The 18,600-nt window shown below is 60.6% G+C and carries 16 protein-coding genes; 8 read left to right on the forward strand and 8 right to left on the reverse strand.

Annotation, left to right across the window (positions count from 1 at the left end; genetic code table 11):
* Positions 1-7 precede the first annotated feature (7 nt).
* From TX23_RS11480 to TX23_RS11505, 6 genes are all read right to left on the reverse strand, one after another.
* Positions 8-859: a symmetrical bis(5'-nucleosyl)-tetraphosphatase gene (locus tag TX23_RS11480; protein WP_057702254.1), complete on the reverse strand. Its 852-nt coding sequence runs from the start codon at positions 857-859 to the stop codon at positions 8-10.
* Positions 859-1,239: a Co2+/Mg2+ efflux protein ApaG gene (apaG, locus tag TX23_RS11485; protein ID WP_057702255.1), complete on the reverse strand. Its 381-nt coding sequence runs from the start codon at positions 1,237-1,239 to the stop codon at positions 859-861. Before apaG ends, TX23_RS11480 begins: the two co-directional genes overlap by 1 nt.
* Before the next feature lie 190 nt (positions 1,240-1,429).
* Positions 1,430-2,242 carry a 16S rRNA (adenine(1518)-N(6)/adenine(1519)-N(6))-dimethyltransferase RsmA gene (rsmA, locus tag TX23_RS11490; RefSeq protein WP_057702256.1) on the reverse strand — a complete coding sequence of 271 codons (813 nt, stop codon included), beginning with the start codon at positions 2,240-2,242 and terminating at the stop codon, positions 1,430-1,432.
* Positions 2,239-3,228 carry a 4-hydroxythreonine-4-phosphate dehydrogenase PdxA gene (gene pdxA, locus TX23_RS11495; RefSeq protein ID WP_057702257.1) on the reverse strand — a complete coding sequence of 330 codons (990 nt, stop codon included), beginning with the start codon at positions 3,226-3,228 and terminating at the stop codon, positions 2,239-2,241. Before pdxA ends, rsmA begins: the two co-directional genes overlap by 4 nt.
* Entirely contained in the window at positions 3,225-4,559 is a 1,335-nt protein-coding gene (locus tag TX23_RS11500) for a peptidylprolyl isomerase (RefSeq protein ID WP_157243911.1), read from the reverse strand. The genes pdxA and TX23_RS11500 overlap by 4 nt, the downstream gene beginning before the upstream one ends.
* Positions 4,540-7,341 carry an LPS-assembly protein LptD gene (locus TX23_RS11505; protein WP_057702259.1) on the reverse strand — a complete coding sequence of 934 codons (2,802 nt, stop codon included), beginning with the start codon at positions 7,339-7,341 and terminating at the stop codon, positions 4,540-4,542. Before TX23_RS11505 ends, TX23_RS11500 begins: the two co-directional genes overlap by 20 nt.
* 130 nt (positions 7,342-7,471) lie before the next feature.
* Between TX23_RS11505 and TX23_RS11510 the strand changes: the two genes are divergently transcribed.
* Genes TX23_RS11510 through TX23_RS11520 form a run of 3 tightly spaced genes read left to right on the forward strand, consistent with a single transcriptional unit; the run spans position 7,472 to position 9,938 of the window.
* Positions 7,472-8,497, forward strand: a complete 1,026-nt coding sequence (locus TX23_RS11510) for an aminoglycoside phosphotransferase family protein (RefSeq protein ID WP_057702260.1) — start codon at positions 7,472-7,474, stop codon at positions 8,495-8,497.
* A complete protein-coding gene (gene murU, locus TX23_RS11515; RefSeq protein ID WP_057702261.1) occupies positions 8,494-9,168 on the forward strand; it encodes an N-acetylmuramate alpha-1-phosphate uridylyltransferase MurU in 675 nt (224 codons plus the stop codon). The genes TX23_RS11510 and murU overlap by 4 nt, the downstream gene beginning before the upstream one ends.
* Before the next feature lie 2 nt (positions 9,169-9,170).
* Entirely contained in the window at positions 9,171-9,938 is a 768-nt protein-coding gene (locus tag TX23_RS11520) for a TerB family tellurite resistance protein (RefSeq protein WP_057702262.1), read from the forward strand.
* 163 nt (positions 9,939-10,101) lie between these two features.
* Here TX23_RS11520 and TX23_RS11525 read toward each other — a convergent pair whose 3' ends face one another.
* Positions 10,102-11,076 (reverse strand): alpha/beta hydrolase family protein, encoded by a 975-nt coding sequence (locus TX23_RS11525; RefSeq protein WP_057702263.1) that lies wholly within the window; start codon positions 11,074-11,076, stop codon positions 10,102-10,104.
* A 184-nt stretch (positions 11,077-11,260) separates the two neighbouring features.
* On the opposite strand from TX23_RS11525, the gene TX23_RS11530 reads away from it, so the two are divergent.
* From TX23_RS11530 to trpE, 4 genes are all read left to right on the forward strand, one after another.
* Entirely contained in the window at positions 11,261-12,409 is a 1,149-nt protein-coding gene (locus TX23_RS11530; RefSeq protein WP_057702264.1) for an iron-containing alcohol dehydrogenase, read from the forward strand.
* An 84-nt stretch (positions 12,410-12,493) separates the two neighbouring features.
* Positions 12,494-13,168, forward strand: a complete 675-nt coding sequence (rpe, locus tag TX23_RS11535) for a ribulose-phosphate 3-epimerase (protein ID WP_057702265.1) — start codon at positions 12,494-12,496, stop codon at positions 13,166-13,168.
* Entirely contained in the window at positions 13,165-13,983 is an 819-nt protein-coding gene (locus TX23_RS11540) for a phosphoglycolate phosphatase (RefSeq protein ID WP_057702266.1), read from the forward strand. Before rpe ends, TX23_RS11540 begins: the two co-directional genes overlap by 4 nt.
* Positions 13,984-14,052: 69 nt before the next feature.
* The gene (trpE, locus tag TX23_RS11545; protein ID WP_057702267.1) at positions 14,053-15,534 is read left to right on the forward strand and encodes an anthranilate synthase component I; all 1,482 of its coding nucleotides are present in this window, start codon (positions 14,053-14,055) and stop codon (positions 15,532-15,534) included.
* A gap of 122 nt (positions 15,535-15,656) precedes the next feature.
* On the opposite strand, the gene estP is transcribed toward trpE, so the two are convergent.
* Positions 15,657-17,579 carry an esterase EstP gene (estP, locus tag TX23_RS11550; RefSeq protein WP_057702268.1) on the reverse strand — a complete coding sequence of 641 codons (1,923 nt, stop codon included), beginning with the start codon at positions 17,577-17,579 and terminating at the stop codon, positions 15,657-15,659.
* Between the two features lie 423 nt (positions 17,580-18,002).
* Between estP and TX23_RS11555 the strand changes: the two genes are divergently transcribed.
* A complete protein-coding gene (locus TX23_RS11555; protein WP_057702269.1) occupies positions 18,003-18,596 on the forward strand; it encodes an aminodeoxychorismate/anthranilate synthase component II in 594 nt (197 codons plus the stop codon).
* Positions 18,597-18,600 lie beyond the last annotated feature (4 nt).

The following is an 18,600-nucleotide window of genomic DNA, read 5'->3' on the forward strand; positions in this document are numbered from 1 at the left end:
CGGGCTCCTATGGCTTGGCGGCGGCCGGCTGGGTAATGGAAAGAGGGGGCTCACACTGGCAGCCGAAGCGCTCGCCGGTGTCGATGTTCATCAGGGTCATGGCGCCGCCCCACACGCAACCGGTGTCGAGGGCGAACACGCCGGGTTCGTCGCATTTGCCTTCCAGGGCGGCCCAGTGACCAAAGATGATCTTCGTATCGCGGGTCTTGCGCTCCTTGTGGGCGAACCAGGGCTTGTAGCCGGGTAGTGCGGTGTCGGCGCCTTCCTTGCTCTTGAGGTCCAGCTTGCCTTCAGCGGTGCAGAAACGCATCCGCGTGAAATAGTTGGTGATCACGCGCAGGCGGGTGATGCCGCTGAGGTCGTTGTCCCATTTCACCGGTTCATTGCCGTACATCCCGTCCAGGTAGGTGGTGTACAGGGTGTCATCGGCCAGTGCGCTTTGGACTTCAGCGGCGCATTTGAGGGCTTTTTTCAGCGTCCACTGAGGCGGTATACCTGCATGCACCAAGGCCATGTTGCGGCCCTCATCGTAGTGCATGAGTTTTTGCCGGCGTAGCCAGTCGAGCAGCTCGGCGCGGTCCGGGGCTTCGAGGATCTCGCGCAGGGTGTCGCCCTTTTTCAGGCGCTCGATGTTATTGCCGGCTGCGAGCAGGTGCAGGTCGTGGTTACCCAGCACGCATACCAGCGAATCACGCAGGCTATAGAGGTAGCGCAGGGTTTCCAGAGACTGTGGGCCGCGGTTGACGAGGTCGCCCACCAGCCACAGGCGATCGCTTGCGGGGTTAAAGGCTACGCGCTCAAGCAGGCGCTTGAGAGGTTCAAGGCAACCTTGCAGGTCGCCCACCGCGTACGTCGCCATCAGTGCAGGGCTCCGGGCACCGCGAGGCGGAAGGGCTTGATCGTTGCATCGAACAAATGACCGTCGGTAGCTTTCATCTGATACGAGCCCTGCATGGTGCCGACCTTGGAGGTCATCACCGTGCCGCTGCTGTAAGTGTGGCTGGCGCCGCTGTCGATCAACGGTTGCTGGCCGACAACCCCTGCCCCGCGCACTTCCTCGACCTGGCCGTCGCCATCGGTGATGACCCAGTGGCGCGACAGCAGCTTGGCCGGCACCAGCCCGTTGTTCTTCACTGTAATGGTGTAGGCAAAGGCGAAGCGGTTATGTTCGGGTTGCGATTGGTCCGCCAGGAAGCGGGTGACGACGCTGACGTCTATCTGATAGCGAGGATCGGACATGCAAGAGGCCTTAAAAGCGAAGGACAGCAGATGCGGGTAAGTCTAGGCCATGAGGTGGGCACTAGGCCAGATACGTGATCCAAATGTGGGAGGGGGCTTGCTCCCGATAGCGATGTGTCAGTTGAAAATGTATCCACTGATACTCCCCTATCGGGAGCAAGCCCCCTCCCACATTGGATCGCGTTGAGCCTTATCCTTCTGTTGGCGCTGGCTGGATGGCAAGTTGGTCGGCCAGGCGTACGAAAGCAGCCAGGTCCAGCTGTTCGGGGCGCAGGCTGCCATCGACGCCGGCGGCTTCGATTTCAGCGTTGCTCAGCAGGGCCTTGAGCGTATTGCGCAGGGTCTTGCGACGTTGGTTGAACGCTTCGCGTACCACGCGCTCCAGCAGTTTGTGATCCTTGGCCGGGTGCGGCAGCACGGCGTGAGGCACCAGTCGCACGATGGCCGAATCGACCTTTGGCGGCGGGTTGAACGCCCCAGGCCCTACGTTGAACAGGTGCTCCACGCGGCAGTGGTACTGGACCATGATCGACAACCGTCCCCAGTCGCCACCACCGGGGCCGGCCGCCAGACGTTCCACCACTTCTTTTTGCAGCATGAAGTGCATGTCGCGGATGATCCCGGCGTTGTTCAGCAGGTGAAAAATCAGCGGTGTGGAGATGTTGTACGGCAGGTTGCCCACCACCCGCAGGCTATTGGGCGCGGCATTGAGGCTATTGAAGTCGAACTTCAGCGCATCGCCCTGGTGCAGGTTGAAGTTGGACTTGCCGGCGAACTGCTGGTTGAGGATCGGGATCAAGTCCTTGTCCAGTTCCACCACGTCCAGTTGCCCACCGCTGGCCAGCAGGCCTTGTGTCAGCGCGCCCTGGCCCGGGCCGATTTCCAGCAAGCGGTCTTCTGGCTTGGCGTGGATGGAGCGCAGGATACGGTCGATCACGCCAGCGTCGTGCAGGAAGTTTTGCCCGAAGCGCTTGCGCGCCCGGTGTTGGTAATGCTCAGTCATATACGGGTCTCGGCCATCTGATAGGCGGTTTCCAGGGCCACGTGCAGGCTGCCGGTATCGATCTTGCCGCTGCCCGCCAGGTCCAGGGCTGTGCCATGGTCGACGGAGGTGCGGATGATCGGCAGGCCCAGGGTCACGTTGACTGCAGCGCCGAAGCCTTTGTACTTCAGCACGGGCAGCCCCTGGTCGTGGTACATCGCCAGCACTGCGTCGCAGTGCTCCAGATATTTGGGGGTAAACAGAGTGTCTGCAGGCAATGGGCCGCGCAGGTCCATGCCTTCTTGGCGCAGGCGCTCTAATGTCGGTTCAATGATGTCGATTTCTTCATGGCCCAAGTGGCCGCCTTCACCGGCGTGGGGGTTGAGCCCGCACACCAGAATACGCGGTTGGGCAATGCCGAATTTGTGTTGCAGGTCGTCATGCAGGATGCGTGTGACGCGCGCTATGCGCTCGGCGGTGATGGCGTCGGCAATATCGCGCAGTGGCAGATGGGTGGTCACCAGCGCAACACGCAGGCCACGGGTAGCCAGCATCATCACGACTTGCTCGGTATGGGTCAGCTCGGCCAGGAACTCGGTATGGCCGGAAAACGCGATGCCGGATTCGTTGATCACGCCTTTATGCACAGGCGCGGTGATCATGCCGGCAAAGGTACCGTCGATGCAGCCTTGCCCGGCGCGTGTCAGGGTTTCCAGCACGAAGGCTGCATTGGCCGTGTTCAGTTGCCCGGCGACCACATCGGCCTGCAATGGGGTGTCCCACACATACAGGCTGCCGGCCGGGGCGGGTGTGTGCGGCCAATTGCCCGGCGCCACCTCCAGCAAGTTGACGACCACGCCCAACTGCGCGGCCCGCTCAAGGAGCAGGTCGCGGCTGGTAATGACAATCAGGGGGTGTGGCTGAGGTTGCGAGGCGAGCAGAAGGCAAAGGTCAGGACCAATGCCGGCCGGCTCGCCGGGTGTCACCGCGAAACGCTGGGGTTTCACTGGGTTGCCTGGTCGGTGCCTGTTTGCTCGGCGCCTGGCAGCTTGTTCTCTACATAGGCTTCGTCACGGATCTGACGCAGCCAGGTTTGCAGCTCTTCGTCGTATTTGCGGTTGCGCAGTACGGTGAGCGCTTGCTGCTCGCGTGCCTGGTTGGTGTTGTCGGTGGCGCGACGGCCAAGGACTTCCAGCACATGCCAGCCGTATTGAGTCTTGAACGGCTTGGACAATACGCCTTGCGGGGTGTCGGCCATGACCTGTTGGAACTCGGGCACCAGGGCTTTGGGGTCAATCCAGTTCAAGTCGCCGCCGTTAAGGGCAGAGCCAGGGTCTTCAGAGAAGCTTTTGGCCAGGGTGGCGAAGTCTTCACCGCTTTCGATGCGGTCGTAGATCTTCTGCGCCAGTTCCTTGGTTTGTGCCTCGGTACGGATTTCGCTGGGTTTGACTAGGATATGACGAACGTGTACTTCGTCTTTAAGCGAGGTCTCGCCGCCGCGCTTGCCGAGCAGCTTGAGGATGATGAAGCCGCCTGGGGTGCGTGCTGGCTGGGTGATACCGCCAACTTCCATGGAGCTCAGCTCGCGATCGAACGGAGGTGGCAGCTGTGCAGCTTTACGCCAGCCCATGTCACCACCGTCCAGTGCGTTATCGCTGCCGGAGACGGCAATAGCAGTCTGGGCAAAGTCAGCACCGGCTTTCAGGCGGTCGTACACCGCCTGGGTCTTGGCGGCGGCTGCATTCAGCTGTTCGGCGCTGGCACTGTCTGGTGTCGGGATCAGGATATTGGCCAGGTGCAGTTCTTCGGAAAGCTGCATCTTGCCAAGGTCCGAAGCCAGGAAGTTCTTCACTTCCTGCTCGGATACCTGGACCCGCTCGGCCACACGACGCTGACGCACACGGCTGATGATCATCTCGCGCTTGATCTGGTCACGGGCGTCCTCATAGGACAGGCCATCGTGGGCCAGCGCGGCGCGGAACTGGTCAATGCTCATATTGTTGCGCTGAGCGATGGTGCCAACGGCCTGGTTCAGTTCTTCGTCCGAAATCCGGATGCCGGAGCGTTCGCCGATCTGCAATTGCAGGTTTTCAACGATCAGACGCTCCAGTACCTGGGGTTCCAGAACGTTGGTAGGCGGCACACCACCGCCACGCTTGGCGATGGTTTGCTGTACTTCCTTGACCCGTTGGTCCAGCTGGCTCTGCATGATCACGTCGTTGTCGACGATGGCCGCTACTTTATCCAGCTGTTGAACCGCGGCGTGTGCCGAAACGGTCCCCAGGAACAGCGCGCCCAGCACTAGCGGGCGCAAACACTCAGAAAGCTTTGTCTTCACGTTCACGATAACCTTCAATGCCTTTGTCGAGGAAGCTCTCTACCTTGGCGCCGGTCAGGCCGCCGAGTCCTTTAAGGACGATCTGGAAGAAGAGCCCGTGGTCACCCTTTTCGTTAAGCGGGGCGATCTGGCTGTATTCGTCGTTGGAAACCCAATAGCGATTGATGACGCGCAGTTTCCAGCAGCAGTTGTCGTACTCGAAACCACCGAAGGCTTCCAGGGTGCGGTTGCGGGCATAGTCATACTGCCAGCGGGTGATCAGGTTCCATTGAGGAATGATCGGCCACATCATCGAGAAGTCGTGTTGCTGGATTTTGTAGTAATCCTTCACGTAGTTCTCTTGACCCGGGGTGCCGTAGTCACCACCGAACTGCCATTTGCCGGTCAGCTGGTTGTAGACCACTTGGTCGTTGCGATAGCGGTAGCCGAGGTTGACGACCTTGTTCGGGTTGTCTTCTGGCTGGTAGTGGAACATCGCGCTGCCGGAGCGTGGGGCGTGGCTTTCGGTGTCCCAGTTGTAGTCGGCTGTGGCGCGCCAGTCGCGGTTGAAGCGGAACTCGTATTCCAACGCGATTGGAGAAACGTTTGAGTGCGCATCATCACGTGTCTTGGCGTCGACGCCTGGCAATTGAACTTCACGGTCCTTGAAATAAACCGCTTGACCAATGGAGGCACGCTGGCGTTCGAAGCCGTTTTCTTCGATCCAGCGGCTGGTAAGGCCAAAGGAAAGCTTGTTCTCGTCGCCGATCCGGTCGGAACCACTGAAGCGGTTATCCCGGAACAACGAGGAGTAGCTGAACGAGTTTTCGCTGGTGTCGAAGACTGGAATGTCACTTTGGTCTTTGTTCGGCACGTAGAGGTAGAACGCGCGAGGCTCGAGGGTCTGATTGTAGTCCTTACCGAACCAAGTGGTTTTGCGATCGAAATACAGGCCGCTGTCGATGCTGGCAATAGGCACGGAACGATCTTGCGAGCTGTTGAATGTCTGGCCGGCCGCGGCCATCTCGTTCTTGCCCTTACCATCAAGATCCAAATCGTATTTGGTATAGACGTATTTCAACTTCGGTGTGATAAAACCGTAGCTCCAGTTCATCGGGTAAGAGACGGCTGGCGCAACGTTCAGACGAGTACCGTTTGCACGGGTCAGACCTGTTACGTTTTCATCCAGGCGGCGCTCACCGATAGTGCCATCAGCATTTAAAGGGCCGCCATCCTTGTCACGAACTCTGCCGCTACGCAGGTCACGATCAAACCTTACTGCTTCGGTATCATAAGAGAAGTTCAGCCCACCCGGTTGAAACGGGAGCGTACCGTTAAAGGTAATTTGCGGGAGTCGATCATACGGAGTGATCTGAGAAATCGTCGCCAACTGGTAGGACTGCAAGTTCACGGCGGCCTGGTAGCTGTCGCCACGGTAGCTCACAGAACCCTGCTGGTTCAGGAAATCCTGGCTTTCGACGCCTTCCTGGTACGACTTCAAGTCCTGGAAGTAGAACGGATCACTGATCTTGGTGTAATCGACCTGAGTCGTCAGGCGCGAATCCAACCCACCCTTATGCTGCCAATTGAGCATATAGCGGGTTTTTTCGTAATCGGTCTGTTTCTTCCGCTCGTCGCTATCATCATTAAGATACGCCCCACCAAACTGCCCTTCACTCGACTTGGTCAGATAGCGGAATTCGCCCTCCATCAACAAGCCGCGCTTGGTCATGTATTGCGGGTACAACGTGGCATCGTAGTTAGGCGCCAGGTTGAAGTAGTACGGCGTTACCAGCGTAAAGCCAGTCTCGCTGCCGGTGCTGAAGCTCGGCGGCAGGAAGCCGGATTGACGACGGTCGTCGATCGGGAAGTAGATGTACGGGGTGTACAGGATCGGGATGTTCTTGACCCGCAACGTCGCGTTGGTAGCCGTACCGAAACCGGTGGCCGGGTTCAACGTGATGTTGTTGCCCTTGAGCTGCCAGGCGTTGCTGTCCGGCTCGCAGGTGGTGTACGTACCGTCCTTGAGACGGATGATCGCGTTCTCGGCACGCTTGGCGTACAGCGCGTTACCGCGAATGCGCGACTTGTGCATCACGTATTCGGCGTTGTCGATCTGGGCGGCGCCGGTGTCGAGCTGGACCTGGGCATGGTCACCCACGATCAGCGCGCCGTTGTCGCGCAGTCGCACTTTACCGTTCAGCTCGCCACGGTTCTCGGCCTGGTACAGGCTGGCTTCGTCGGCTTCGAGCTGCATGCTGCCCTGACGCATGACCACGTCACCGGCCAGGGTGGCGACCTGCTGTTCCTGCTCGTAACGCGAGGCCTTGGCGCCGATGAAGGTCGGCGCGTCGCTCTTGTCCGTCTTGTCGTTCATGCCAGGACGAGTCGGCTCGATGTAGGCGCCGCCGCAGTAAGGGCCGGTTTCGGCCAACTGCGCTGCAGTCAGCTTGTCGCGAGGCACCCAGTCCAGGTGGCTGTAGTCGGCGCTGCGCGAGCGCAGGCCACGGCCCTTGGATTCGGTGACCAGCACGGTCTTGGGTTCGGCGTCGACGCTGCCGCCAGCCTTGCCTTGCGGCGTGCTGTTGGCCGAGCTGACGGCAGAACCGTCATGCACCGGGCGCGGTGGCAACGGGGCTGCGGCGGTCTTCGGCGCGCAATCCCAGGCACCCGAAGCAGAGACTGAGCAGTCATACTGTTCCGCGGCGACCACGAATGAGGTGGCGAAAGGTTGCAAGGCCAGCAGACTGCCGGTTACCAGCAACGGAAATTTTCTACGAAACGCGGGGGATTTCAATGCCATCTTATTAGTCCGGGCTTCCTGCGTGCCATCTGCCCGCGGTTTGGGCCGCACGCCTCTCGATGGTCTGAAAAAGATGCGTGATAATAAAGCATGCCCCGCTTGACGGCTAGCGCCGTCGGAGACCCTTGTAATGCCCGAGCAAGATCTACGTTTACAACAGCTGGAAGTCTGGCTGGATGAGCAGTTGCCGATCCTCTTCAACGCTCAGGACTGGGGCCCCGTACCCCCGGCCACATTGACCGCGGCCAGCAGTGACGCGAGTTTCAGGCGTTACTTCCGGTGGGAGGGCGGTGCCCATACGTTCGTCGTGATGGACGCGCCACCCCCCCAGGAAAACTGCAAACCTTTCGTCGATATCGCGGATTTGCTGGCGAAATCAGGAATAAATGTGCCAAAAATTTATGCAGAAGATTTGCCTCGCGGCTTTCTTTTGCTCAATGACCTGGGCAGAAAAACCTATCTGGATGTGATTGACGCTGAAAACGCCGATCAATTATTTGCCGATGCCATCGATGCGCTGCTGGCTTTCCAGCAATTGCCGATGGACGCACCATTGCCCAGCTACGACGTGGCTTTGTTGCGTCGCGAGCTTGAGTTGTTCCCGGAATGGTACGTGCGCCGTCACCTGGGGATCGACTTTGACGCTGAGCAACAAGCTCTATGGCAACGCGCCAGCGCGCAATTGATCGACAGTGCCCTGGCCCAGCCCAAGGTGCTGGTGCATCGCGACTATATGCCGCGCAACCTGATGATCAGTGAGCCGAACCCCGGCGTGCTGGATTTCCAGGATGCGGTCTACGGCCCGGTGACTTACGACATTACCTGCCTGTTCAAGGACGCCTTCCTCAGTTGGCCCCAAGCGCGTGTGCGTGAATGGCAGCACGGCTACTGGCAGCGCGCCGGGCAGTTGGGGATCCCGGTGCAGGATGACTTCGAAGATTTCCTGCGTGCCAGCGACCTGATGGGCGTGCAGCGTCATCTCAAGGTCATTGGTATTTTTTCGCGTATTTGCCACCGTGACGGCAAACCGCGTTACCTGGCTGATGTGCCGCGCTTCTTTGCCTATATAGAAGCGGTGCTGGCCGACCGGCCCGAGTTGAGCGATCTGGGCGAGCTGCTTGCCAGCCTGCGCCAACCCGCCGAGGCCACTGTATGAAGGCAATGATCCTGGCAGCGGGGAAGGGCGAGCGTATGCGTCCGCTCACCCTGCATACACCCAAGCCGCTGGTGCAAGCCGGCGGCAAGCGGCTGATCGAGTATCACCTTGAGGCCTTGGCGAAAGCCGGTTTCACCGACATCGTGATCAACCATGCATGGCTCGGCCAGCAAATTGAAAACTATTTGGGCGACGGCGCCCAGTTCGGTCTGCGCATCCGCTACTCGCCGGAGGGTGAGCCGCTGGAAACGGGGGGCGGAATATTCCAGGCGTTGCCGTTGCTGGGCGACGAGCCCTTCCTGGTAGTCAACGGCGATATCTGGACCGACTACGATTTCACCCGTCTCAAGCAGCCGATCCAGGGCCTGGCGCACCTGGTGATGGTCGACAACCCTGCGCATCATCCTTCGGGCGGAGATTTCTACCTGGATCACGGCGTGCTTCATGATGCCGCGCCCGGTGCCGATAACCTGACCTTCAGTGGCATTTCAGTGCTCGATCCCAAAATGTTCGCGGGTTGCAGCGCCGGTGCTTTCAAGTTGGCCCCGCTGTTGCGCGCGGCCATGGCCAAAGGCCTGGTAACGGGGGAGCACATGACGGGACGCTGGGTGGATGTCGGGACGCTGGAGCGCTTGGCGCAGGTCGAAACCTTGCTGACAGCGGAGCAGTAAGAATGTTGTGGCCAGGGACGCTGATCGGCGCCGGGGCTGGCTTTGCCATTGCCAGTATTCCGGGGGCTTTGTTGGGGGCACTGCTGGGGCAGGCGCTGGATCGTCGCTTGCAACTGCACAGTTGGGCGCAGTTGCGCGAGCGCCTGGGCGGGCGCCCGGCGTGGCGCAATGACGAACTGTTGTTTGTGCTGTTGGGGCGGTTGGCCAAGAGTAACGGCCGGATTGTGGATGGGCATATCCAACAGGCACGTCAGGAGATGCGTGCTTTGGATATGTCCGAGCCGGCCCAGCGTCGCGCTATCAGCGCCTTCAACCGAGGCAAGTCCGGCAGCGACCGCGTGCGCAGCTACCTGCGTGTGCTCAAGGCGCAACCCCATGCGGCCGAAGGTGTATTGCGCGCCTGTTGGCGCATGGCCTGGGCGGACGGGCGGGCGGATGACGCCGAGCGCGACCTGATCGACCTGTGGGGCAAATGGCTGGGCTGGACGCCGCAGCAGCTCCAGGCATTGGCAACCGATTACGCGCCGCAGCGCAAGCCGCTGGCCAATCGTGGCGGCGCTTATCAGGAGGCGTTGCGGATATTGGGTGTGACGGCGACCGCCGAGCCCTCGGTGATCAAACGCGCCTACCGTCGGCTGCTCAGCCGCCATCACCCCGACAAGATCGCCGGTACGGGCGCCAGCCCCGCCCAAGTGCGTGAAGCCACCGAGCGCACCCGGGAGCTGCATAACGCTTATGCGCTGATTCGCGAGCGCCGGGATTTTCGCTGAGGTTGTTGGCCTGAGAGCTCACTCTCATGTGGGAGGGGACTTGCCCTCTTGTAGGAGCGAGCTTGCTCGCGAAAAACGTCAACGATAACGCGTGTTTCCTGGATAAACGCGACGCCCATGGGTTTTTCGCGAGCAAGCTCGCTCCTGCAAAAGCCTTAAATGATCAGTCTGCGCCGCCCTGCGGGCTGAGCCATCCGCGGACCCGCCGATACAACTGTTCCTGCTCTGCTGCGCTATTGCCGGGCAACGCCGTGAGCGACACCTGCTTGTAACCGTCATTTTTTGAACGCTTGGCCGCTTGGATACGCTCCTGCGCGTTTTTACGCTCCTGCGGGGCGTCTTGATAAAACACATCCGCCGTGGGCACCTTCAAACTCGGCGCCAGTTGTTGCAGGTCCGGTTGGCGAGCCGCCGGCGTTTTCCCGGCCACCATGATCAGCTTCTGCACCTGGGACGGTTGTTTTTCGCTCAGGTAGCGTGCGGCCCACCAGGCGCCGGTGCCGTGGCCGAGCAGCACCACGCTGCGGGCGCTTTGAGTCTGGGCGAAGGCGACGGCGGCGTCGATGCGGTCGAAAATGCGCTTGGCGTCGGTCTTGTCCTGTTCATCTGCACCCGGCACCACCGCCGGGTCAGTGCCTTCGGCCTCGGCGCTGGCGGCCTGTTCGACCGGTTTGGCGGCCGTGCTGCCGTCCTTGCTGCTGGTATCGACTGCGGCTTTGGGCGGTTCGATGACCCGTGGCGGCAAGGTGTCTACGTTCACGTCCGGCAGTGACAGGCTCAAGGTGCCCCAGGCGGCATCCGGTAGCTTGCCCCGCAAGGGGGCGATTGCTTGCGGCCAATCGGCGTTCTCCCCGGCGCCCGGTACGATAATCACCACACCTTCGGCCTCTGCGCCGTTGGCGGGTTTCCACAGGGCCAGAAATGAATCACTACCGGCTTGCAGCTGTTGTTGTTCCGGTTGCGGAATCTGCCGCTCCAGAGCGCTGGCTTGCGACTGGCTGCGCTCGGGCAGGGGTTGGCGCTCAGCGGGTTTTTCGGCAGCGGGGGCTGGCGCGTCGGCGGCCTGAACAGGCAAGGCGCTGGTACACAATAGCGACAGGCACAACACTGGCAGTGCCGAACGGTGGAGAAAAAGCATGGTTAATTTCCGGCCATAAGTGATGTGGGCAGCCTAATGGGTTGGTCAGTATTTGTCAGTGATATGAGGCGTGGTTTTCTGCCCGTCGGTTATCGGCGGTGACCATTCAACCAGTGAATGGCAGACAACATGCGATGGGCAGCTATTCTTGTGCCAGCCCCCCCATACACAAGAGGCCGCGCACATGAGTACTTCCTCATTCAAGATCGCCCATAAACTGCTGACCGGCGCGGGCGCCATCGAGCAGTTGGCCGCGGAACTGACCCGGCTGGACGTGGATAACCCGCTGATTGTCACCGATGCGGCACTGGTCAAGTCTGGCACCGTGGCCCTGGCTCTCGAACATTTGGGCGATCGGGCCTACGAAGTCTTCGATCGCGTACTGCCCGACCCGGAAATCGCCATTGTCGAAGACTGCATGCGTGCGTACCGCGAAGGCGGGCATGACGGCCTCATTGGCGTGGGCGGCGGCAGTGCCATCGACATCGCCAAGAGCGTGGCGGCTTATGCCGGTTATCACGGCGCGCTGGCGGACTTGTTCGGGATTGATCAGGTGCCACGTAAAGGCCCGCCGCTGATTGCCATCCCGACCACGGCGGGCACTGGATCGGAGGTGACCAATGTGGCGATCCTCTCCGACAAGGCCGCACAGCTGAAAAAAGGCATCGTCAGCGACTATCTGCTGCCGGATGTCGCGCTGATCAGCCCGCAGATGACCCTGACCTGCCCGCGCAGTGTCACTGCAGCCAGTGGTGTCGACGCGCTGGTGCACGCCATCGAATCCTATCTGTCACTCAACGCCTCGCCGATCACCGACGCTTTGGCCATCGGCGCGATCAAGCTGATCGCCAGCGCGCTGCCCAAGGCATACGCCAACCCGGCCAACTTGCAGGCCCGTGACGATATGGCGACCGCCAGTCTCATGGCCGGCATGGCCTTCGGGAACGCCGGAGTCGGTGCCGTGCATGCGCTGGCGTACCCGCTGGGCGGGCGTTTCAATATTGCCCATGGCGTCAGTAATGCGCTGTTGCTGCCGTATGTCATGCACTGGAACAAGTTGGCCTGCGTCGAACGTATGCAGGATATTGCCCAAGCCATGGGCGTGAATGTGACGGGCTTGAGTGTCAGCGAGGCTGCCGATCGGGCCGTGGAGGCGATGACGCGATTGTGCGCTGCGGTCGAGATCCCCGCCGGGCTGCGCAGTTTCGGAGTGCCCGAGGAGGCCATTGCCTCCATGGCCACGGAAGCCGCAGGTATCGAGCGCCTGATGCGCAATAACCCGCGCCAGCTCAGCGCGGCTGATATCGAGAAAATCTACCGGGCGGCTTACTAACCGTTGAGTTAGGTCACGGTGCGCGCAGCAAAGCATGAGGTATACAATGCGCGCCATCGTGATTTAGCTCAAAAAAGGTGCGTCATGCAGCCCTTCGTCATTGCTCCATCGATTCTCTCCGCCGACTTCGCCCGCCTGGGTGAGGAAGTGGACAAGGTGTTGGCCGCGGGTGCCGACTTCGTGCACTTCGATGTCATGGACAACCACTACGTGCCCAACCTGACCATCGGCCCGATGGTCTGCGCAGCGCTGCGCAAGTACGGCATCACTGCGCCGATCGACGCCCACCTGATGGTCAGCCCCGTGGACCGCATCATCGGCGACTTCATCGAGGCCGGCGCGACCTACATTACCTTCCACCCGGAAGCCACGCTGCACGTAGACCGCACCCTGCAATTGATCCGCGAAGGCGGCTGCAAGGCGGGCCTGGTGTTCAACCCGGCCACTCCGCTGAGCGTACTTGAGTACGTGATGGACAAGGTCGACATGGTGCTGCTGATGAGCGTCAACCCAGGCTTCGGCGGGCAGAAGTTCATCCCGGGCACCCTGAACAAGCTGCGTGAAGCGCGGGCGCTGATTGATGCCTCGGGCCGGGATATCCGCCTGGAGATCGACGGCGGGGTCAACGTCAACAATATCCGTGAAATCGCTGCCGCCGGCGCCGATACCTTTGTGGCAGGCTCGGCGATCTTCAATGCGCCGGACTACCAGGCTGTCATCGACACGATGCGTGCCGAACTGGCGCTGACGCGTCCATGAGCGGCTTCGAGCAGCTGTTCCCCGGCAAGCTGCCACGGCTGGTGATGTTCGATCTGGACGGTACGCTGATCGACTCGGTGCCTGACCTGGCAGCCGCGGTGGATCAGATGCTGCTCAAGCTGGGGCGCAAGCCGGTGGGGATCGAGGCGGTGCGCGAGTGGGTCGGCAACGGCGCACCGATGTTGGTGCGCCGGGCCCTGGCCAACAATATCGACGCTTCGGGTGTCGATGAGGTCGAAGCCGAGCACGCCCTAGAGTTATTCAATGTTGCGTATGAGAACGGCCACGAACTCACCGTGGTCTACCCCGGCGTGCGTGACACCCTCAAATGGCTGAGCAAGCAGGGCGTGGAAATGGCCTTGATCACCAACAAGCCGGAGCGCTTTGTCGCGCCGCTGTTGGATCAGATGAAAATCGGCCGTTACTTTCGCTGGATCATCGGTGGCGATACCTTGCCGCAGAAGAAGCCTGACCCGGCGGCGCTGTTCTTCGTCATGAAAATGGCGAATATCCCGGCGTCCCAGTCGTTGTTTGTCGGCGATTCGCGCAGTGATGTACTGGCGGCAAAAGCCGCAGGCGTGCAGTGCGTGGCCTTGAGCTACGGCTATAACCACGGGCGGCCGATTGCCGAAGAATCGCCGGCGCTGGTGATTGATGATCTGCGACTGCTAATCCCCGGTTGCCTGGGAGCGGGCGCTGAGATAACGTTGCCCGACATTGATCCGTCCCCTTCTGGAAACGCCATCGTGGTGGTCACTCGCAAACTCTGGATGAAAGTCATCAAGGCCCTGGCCCGCTGGCGTTGGCGCGCCTGACTGATCCTCGCCGCGCTGCGGCACGTTTGCCTACCTGACCGTTTGCCCCTCAAGCCACGAGGCTCCCCCATGATCCGTGAAGAATTCCTGCGTTTGGCCGCTGCCGGCTATAACCGTATTCCCCTGGCCTGCGAAACCCTGGCCGACTTCGATACGCCATTGTCGATCTATCTGAAGCTTGCCGATGCGCCCAACTCCTACCTGCTCGAATCGGTACAGGGCGGCGAGAAGTGGGGCCGTTACTCGATCATCGGCCTGCCCTGTCGCACGGTGCTGCGGGTGCACGACCATCATGTGAGCATTACCCATGATGGTGTCGAGATCGAAAGCCACGAGGTCGAAGACCCGCTGGCGTTCGTCGAAACTTTCAAGGCGCGCTATAACGTCCCGACCATAGCCGGCCTGCCGCGTTTCAATGGTGGCCTGGTGGGGTACTTCGGCTATGACTGCGTGCGCTATGTGGAAAAGCGTCTTGGAAAATGCCCGAACCCGGACCCATTGGGTGTGCCGGACATTCTGCTGATGGTCTCTGACGCGGTCGTGGTGTTCGACAACCTCGCCGGCAAGATGCATGCGATCGTCCTTGCCGACCCTGCTCAGGCGGATGCCTTCGAGCAAGGCCAGGCCAGTCTGCAGGCGCTGCTGGAAAAACTCCGCCAGCCGATCACCCCGCGTCGCGGCCTGGACCTGAGCCGCCCTCCTGCAGCCGACCCGGTGTTCCGCTCCAGCTTTACGCAGGATGACTACGAGCGCGCCGTCGATACCATCAAGCAATACATCCTCGCCGGTGATTGCATGCAAGTGGTGCCGTCGCAACGCATGTCCATCGACTTCAAGGCTGCGCCGATCGACCTGTACCGTGCGCTGCGTTGCTTCAACCCGACGCCGTATATGTACTTCTTCAACTTTGGCGACTTCCACGTGGTGGGCAGTTCGCCGGAAGTGCTGGTACGTGTGGAAGATAACCTGATCACCGTACGCCCGATTGCCGGCACACGCCCACGTGGCGCGACCGAAGAGGCAGACCTGGCGCTGGAAGAAGACCTGCTCAGCGATGACAAGGAAATCGCCGAGCACCTGATGCTGATCGATCTGGGGCGCAATGACACCGGGCGTGTCTCGGAAATCGGTTCGGTGAAGTTGACCGAGAAAATGGTCATCGAACGCTACTCCAACGTGATGCACATCGTGTCTAACGTGACTGGCGAACTGAAGGCCGGGCTGACGGCGATGGATGCGCTGCGCGCGATTTTGCCGGCGGGCACCTTGTCGGGCGCACCGAAAATCCGAGCGATGGAGATCATCGACGAACTGGAGCCGGTCAAGCGCGGCGTGTATGGCGGTGCCGTCGGCTACTTCGCCTGGAACGGCAATATGGACACTGCGATCGCGATCCGCACGGCGGTAATCAAGGATGGCGAACTGCATGTACAGGCCGGTGGCGGAATTGTGGCGGACTCGGTGCCGGCCCTTGAGTGGGAAGAAACCTTGAACAAGCGCCGGGCGATGTTCCGCGCGGTGGCGCTGGCAGAGCAAACCCCACAAGACTAAAGCTGGAATAAAAAGTGTGGGAGCGGGCTTGCCCGCGATGGCGGTGTATCACTCGAGATATTCAGTGACTGATCCACCGCCATCGCAGGCAAGCCAGCTCCCACATTTGTTTTGCGTGGTATTTAGAAATCCAGACTCACCCCCACATTGACCCCTTGCTGGGTCAGGTTGTCATCCTTCCTCACGTTATATGCCGCCCGCAACGCCAGGTCCCGAGTCAGCTTGTGGCTGACGCCCAGGCTCAAGCGGTCAGCGTTACTGCGAGGCGTATACCCGTCCAGCTTGAAGTCGATCCCCTGCACACTGTTGAGTGAAATGTTCACCTTCTGGGTGTCATTTTCAAACTCATGCTCGTGGGCCACTTCGCCAAAAACTTGCGTTTGCGGCGTGATGCGATAGCTGCCTTGCAGGCCGACGCCCAGGCGCCTGGAGTCGCGTTGTTGATCATCAAAGTTCAGGGCGGTGGAGCGGCTGCTTTTTTCCGAGTAACCATTCACTTCAACCCGCGCGTAATCGGCACTGATGAAGGGCGACAGGTGCCAGTCGCTGCCTGGCGCAGCGATGTCATAACCCAAGCGGCCGCTCAGGGCCCAGAGCCAGCCATCGGTGTCACCTTTCTCCGAGCCTTCGTTGACGCCCAGGGCGAACTTGCGCTTGAGGCTGTCGAAGTCCAGCTTGCCACCGGTCAACGCGGCGTCGGCCCACCAGTGATTGTGCTGATATTGCGCGAATGCCGTGCCCATGTAGCTGTTGAGCTTGTAGTCCGAGTCGTTGGCCCCGGCTTCGAGTGTCTGCCGGTACAGGCCGGCGGCAAGGCCTACACGCCAACTTTCATCCAGCCGGTAGTTGCCACCGATATTCAGGTTATAGCCGCTGCCGTCGCCACTGGCTGAACTGCTCTGATCATCGAAGTCCAGACGCTGACCGCCACCGGCCACGATGGCACGCCATTGGCCGACGGCCTGCCAGCTGCTGTTGTCTGCTTGCCATTGGTTGCGCAGTTCGTCCTGATGAGCGCGCAACGTGCCTTGGGCCATTTCCGGCAGCAAGGTCAGCTCCCAGGGCGCTGCGAGCAGCGAATAGGCGTAGTCGGCGATCAGCTGTTGCCCGGCGATGGTGGGGTGGACCGAATCGTTGTAGATCAACTTGGTCGGGTCCGGGTTGGTACCGCCGATGCCGTAGACCGGGTTGGCGGTGCAGCTGTTGCCGCTGAAGCAGGTGCCGGTCAGGTTTTGCCCGGTTGCGAGGCCGAAGCGCGCAGGATCGGCGAAGGCTTCGTTCAAGAGCAGCGGTATGTTCAGTGGAATAACCTGAGCATCGATTTGCGACAGACGCTGTACCAGCGACTGGTTGAAAATGTTGCTCAGGGCAGAGCTGGCGGCCTGCTGTGGGGTGCCGTTGATGGCGGGCGTCAGCCCCAGATCGGGCAGCATCCACACCATGATGTAACGCGCACCGGCTTGCTGCAGCACTTGGGCACTGTCGGCCAGCCTCCCGCCGGCGGCGACGGCTTGAGCGGGGCTGAGTACGCGGCCTTGAAGGAAGTCATTGCCGCCGCCGGAAAGGAAGTAGAGCGCGTTCGGGTCGGCTCGTCCGCCGTTGGCCGGTAGATAGCCCTGACGACTGCGCAACACTGTGCCACCGCCAGGATTGCCAGGCGGGATCGCAGCGTTGGAGACCGAGGTAATAGAGTCCAGGATGTTATCGGTACGGTAGCCACCGACTGCCCAGTTACTTCCGTCTGGCAAGCCTTGAGCGGCGCGAACCGGTGAGGTGGAAGCATTCAAGTCGTTGGGCGCCACACCCAGCCTGGCGCCCAGCAGGGTCGATGAAACCTGGCCGTACTCACCCTGGAACGTTGTCCCGGTACGGTTGGTAAAGCGTAGCGTGGAGCCATTCGAGCCATCGGGGAACTGGCCTGCATCGGCCAGGCTGTCGCCGAAAACCACCATCGTTGAGTAGGGGGATGGGGACGCGAGGGCCTGTGCGCAGGCCAGTGACAAGAGACAGCCGGCAAGGGGCGTGAAAAACGCTGGTCTGGGCATGCAATATTCCATTTGGTTGTTTTTGTGTTGGAAATGAAACACTAGCAAAACTTTCGCTGTTTCTTTAGTTAAATGCCAGGTTATGTGCCTGCATATGGCGGACGAGCGCCCCGTATTTGCTGCTCCATATTGCACCGCTGGCGAGGCTACGTTACTGTGCCTGAACGTATGAATGAGACCCTCCCCGTGTTGATCATCAGCAAACTCTTGATGCGAGTAGTCAAGGCACACGCCCGTTGGCGTTGGCGCGCCTGACATTTTTCTCTGCCGGCTTGGCCGGACCTGTACCGATTTGCCTTCTTCACCCTGTGTTTGACGCCCCTTGCCGGCCAGCCCCGGCAACCGGAACGTGCGTCTGGCAGCGGGTTACTCTCCTGGAAGGCGGTCATTTGAAATCAGTGAATTCAAGAGGTTTGAACCCACATGTTGCTGATGATTGATAACTACGACTCCTTTACCTACAACGTGGTGCAGTACCTGGGCGAGCTGGGCGCGGAGGTCAAGGTGGTGCGCAATGACGAACTGACCGTCGCGCAAATCGCCGCCCTGAACCCTGAGCGCATCGTGGTCTCGCCTGGCCCTTGCACGCCGACCGAGGCAGGCATCTCGCTGGAAGCCATCCAGTATTTCGCCGGCAAGCTGCCGATCCTGGGCGTGTGCCTGGGCCATCAGTCCATCGGCCAGGCGTTCGGCGGCGATGTGGTGCGCGCGCGGCAGGTGATGCATGGCAAGACCAGCCCGGTGTTCCATAACAATCTGGGTGTGTTCCATGGCCTGAACCTGCCGGTGACGGTGACCCGTTATCACTCGCTGGTGGTCAAGCGTGACACCTTGCCTGAGTGCCTGGAACTGACCGCCTGGACGCAGCTGGAAGACGGCTCGGTCGATGAGATCATGGGCCTGCGTCACAAGACACTGAATATCGAAGGGGTGCAGTTTCACCCTGAATCAATCCTGACCGAGCAGGGCTACGAGCTGTTCGCCAACTTTCTCAAGCAGAGCGGCGGCACGCGCTAAGGAC

The sequence above is a fragment of the Pseudomonas paralactis genome, from assembly GCF_001439735.1.
GTDB lineage: Bacteria > Pseudomonadota > Gammaproteobacteria > Pseudomonadales > Pseudomonadaceae > Aquipseudomonas > Aquipseudomonas paralactis.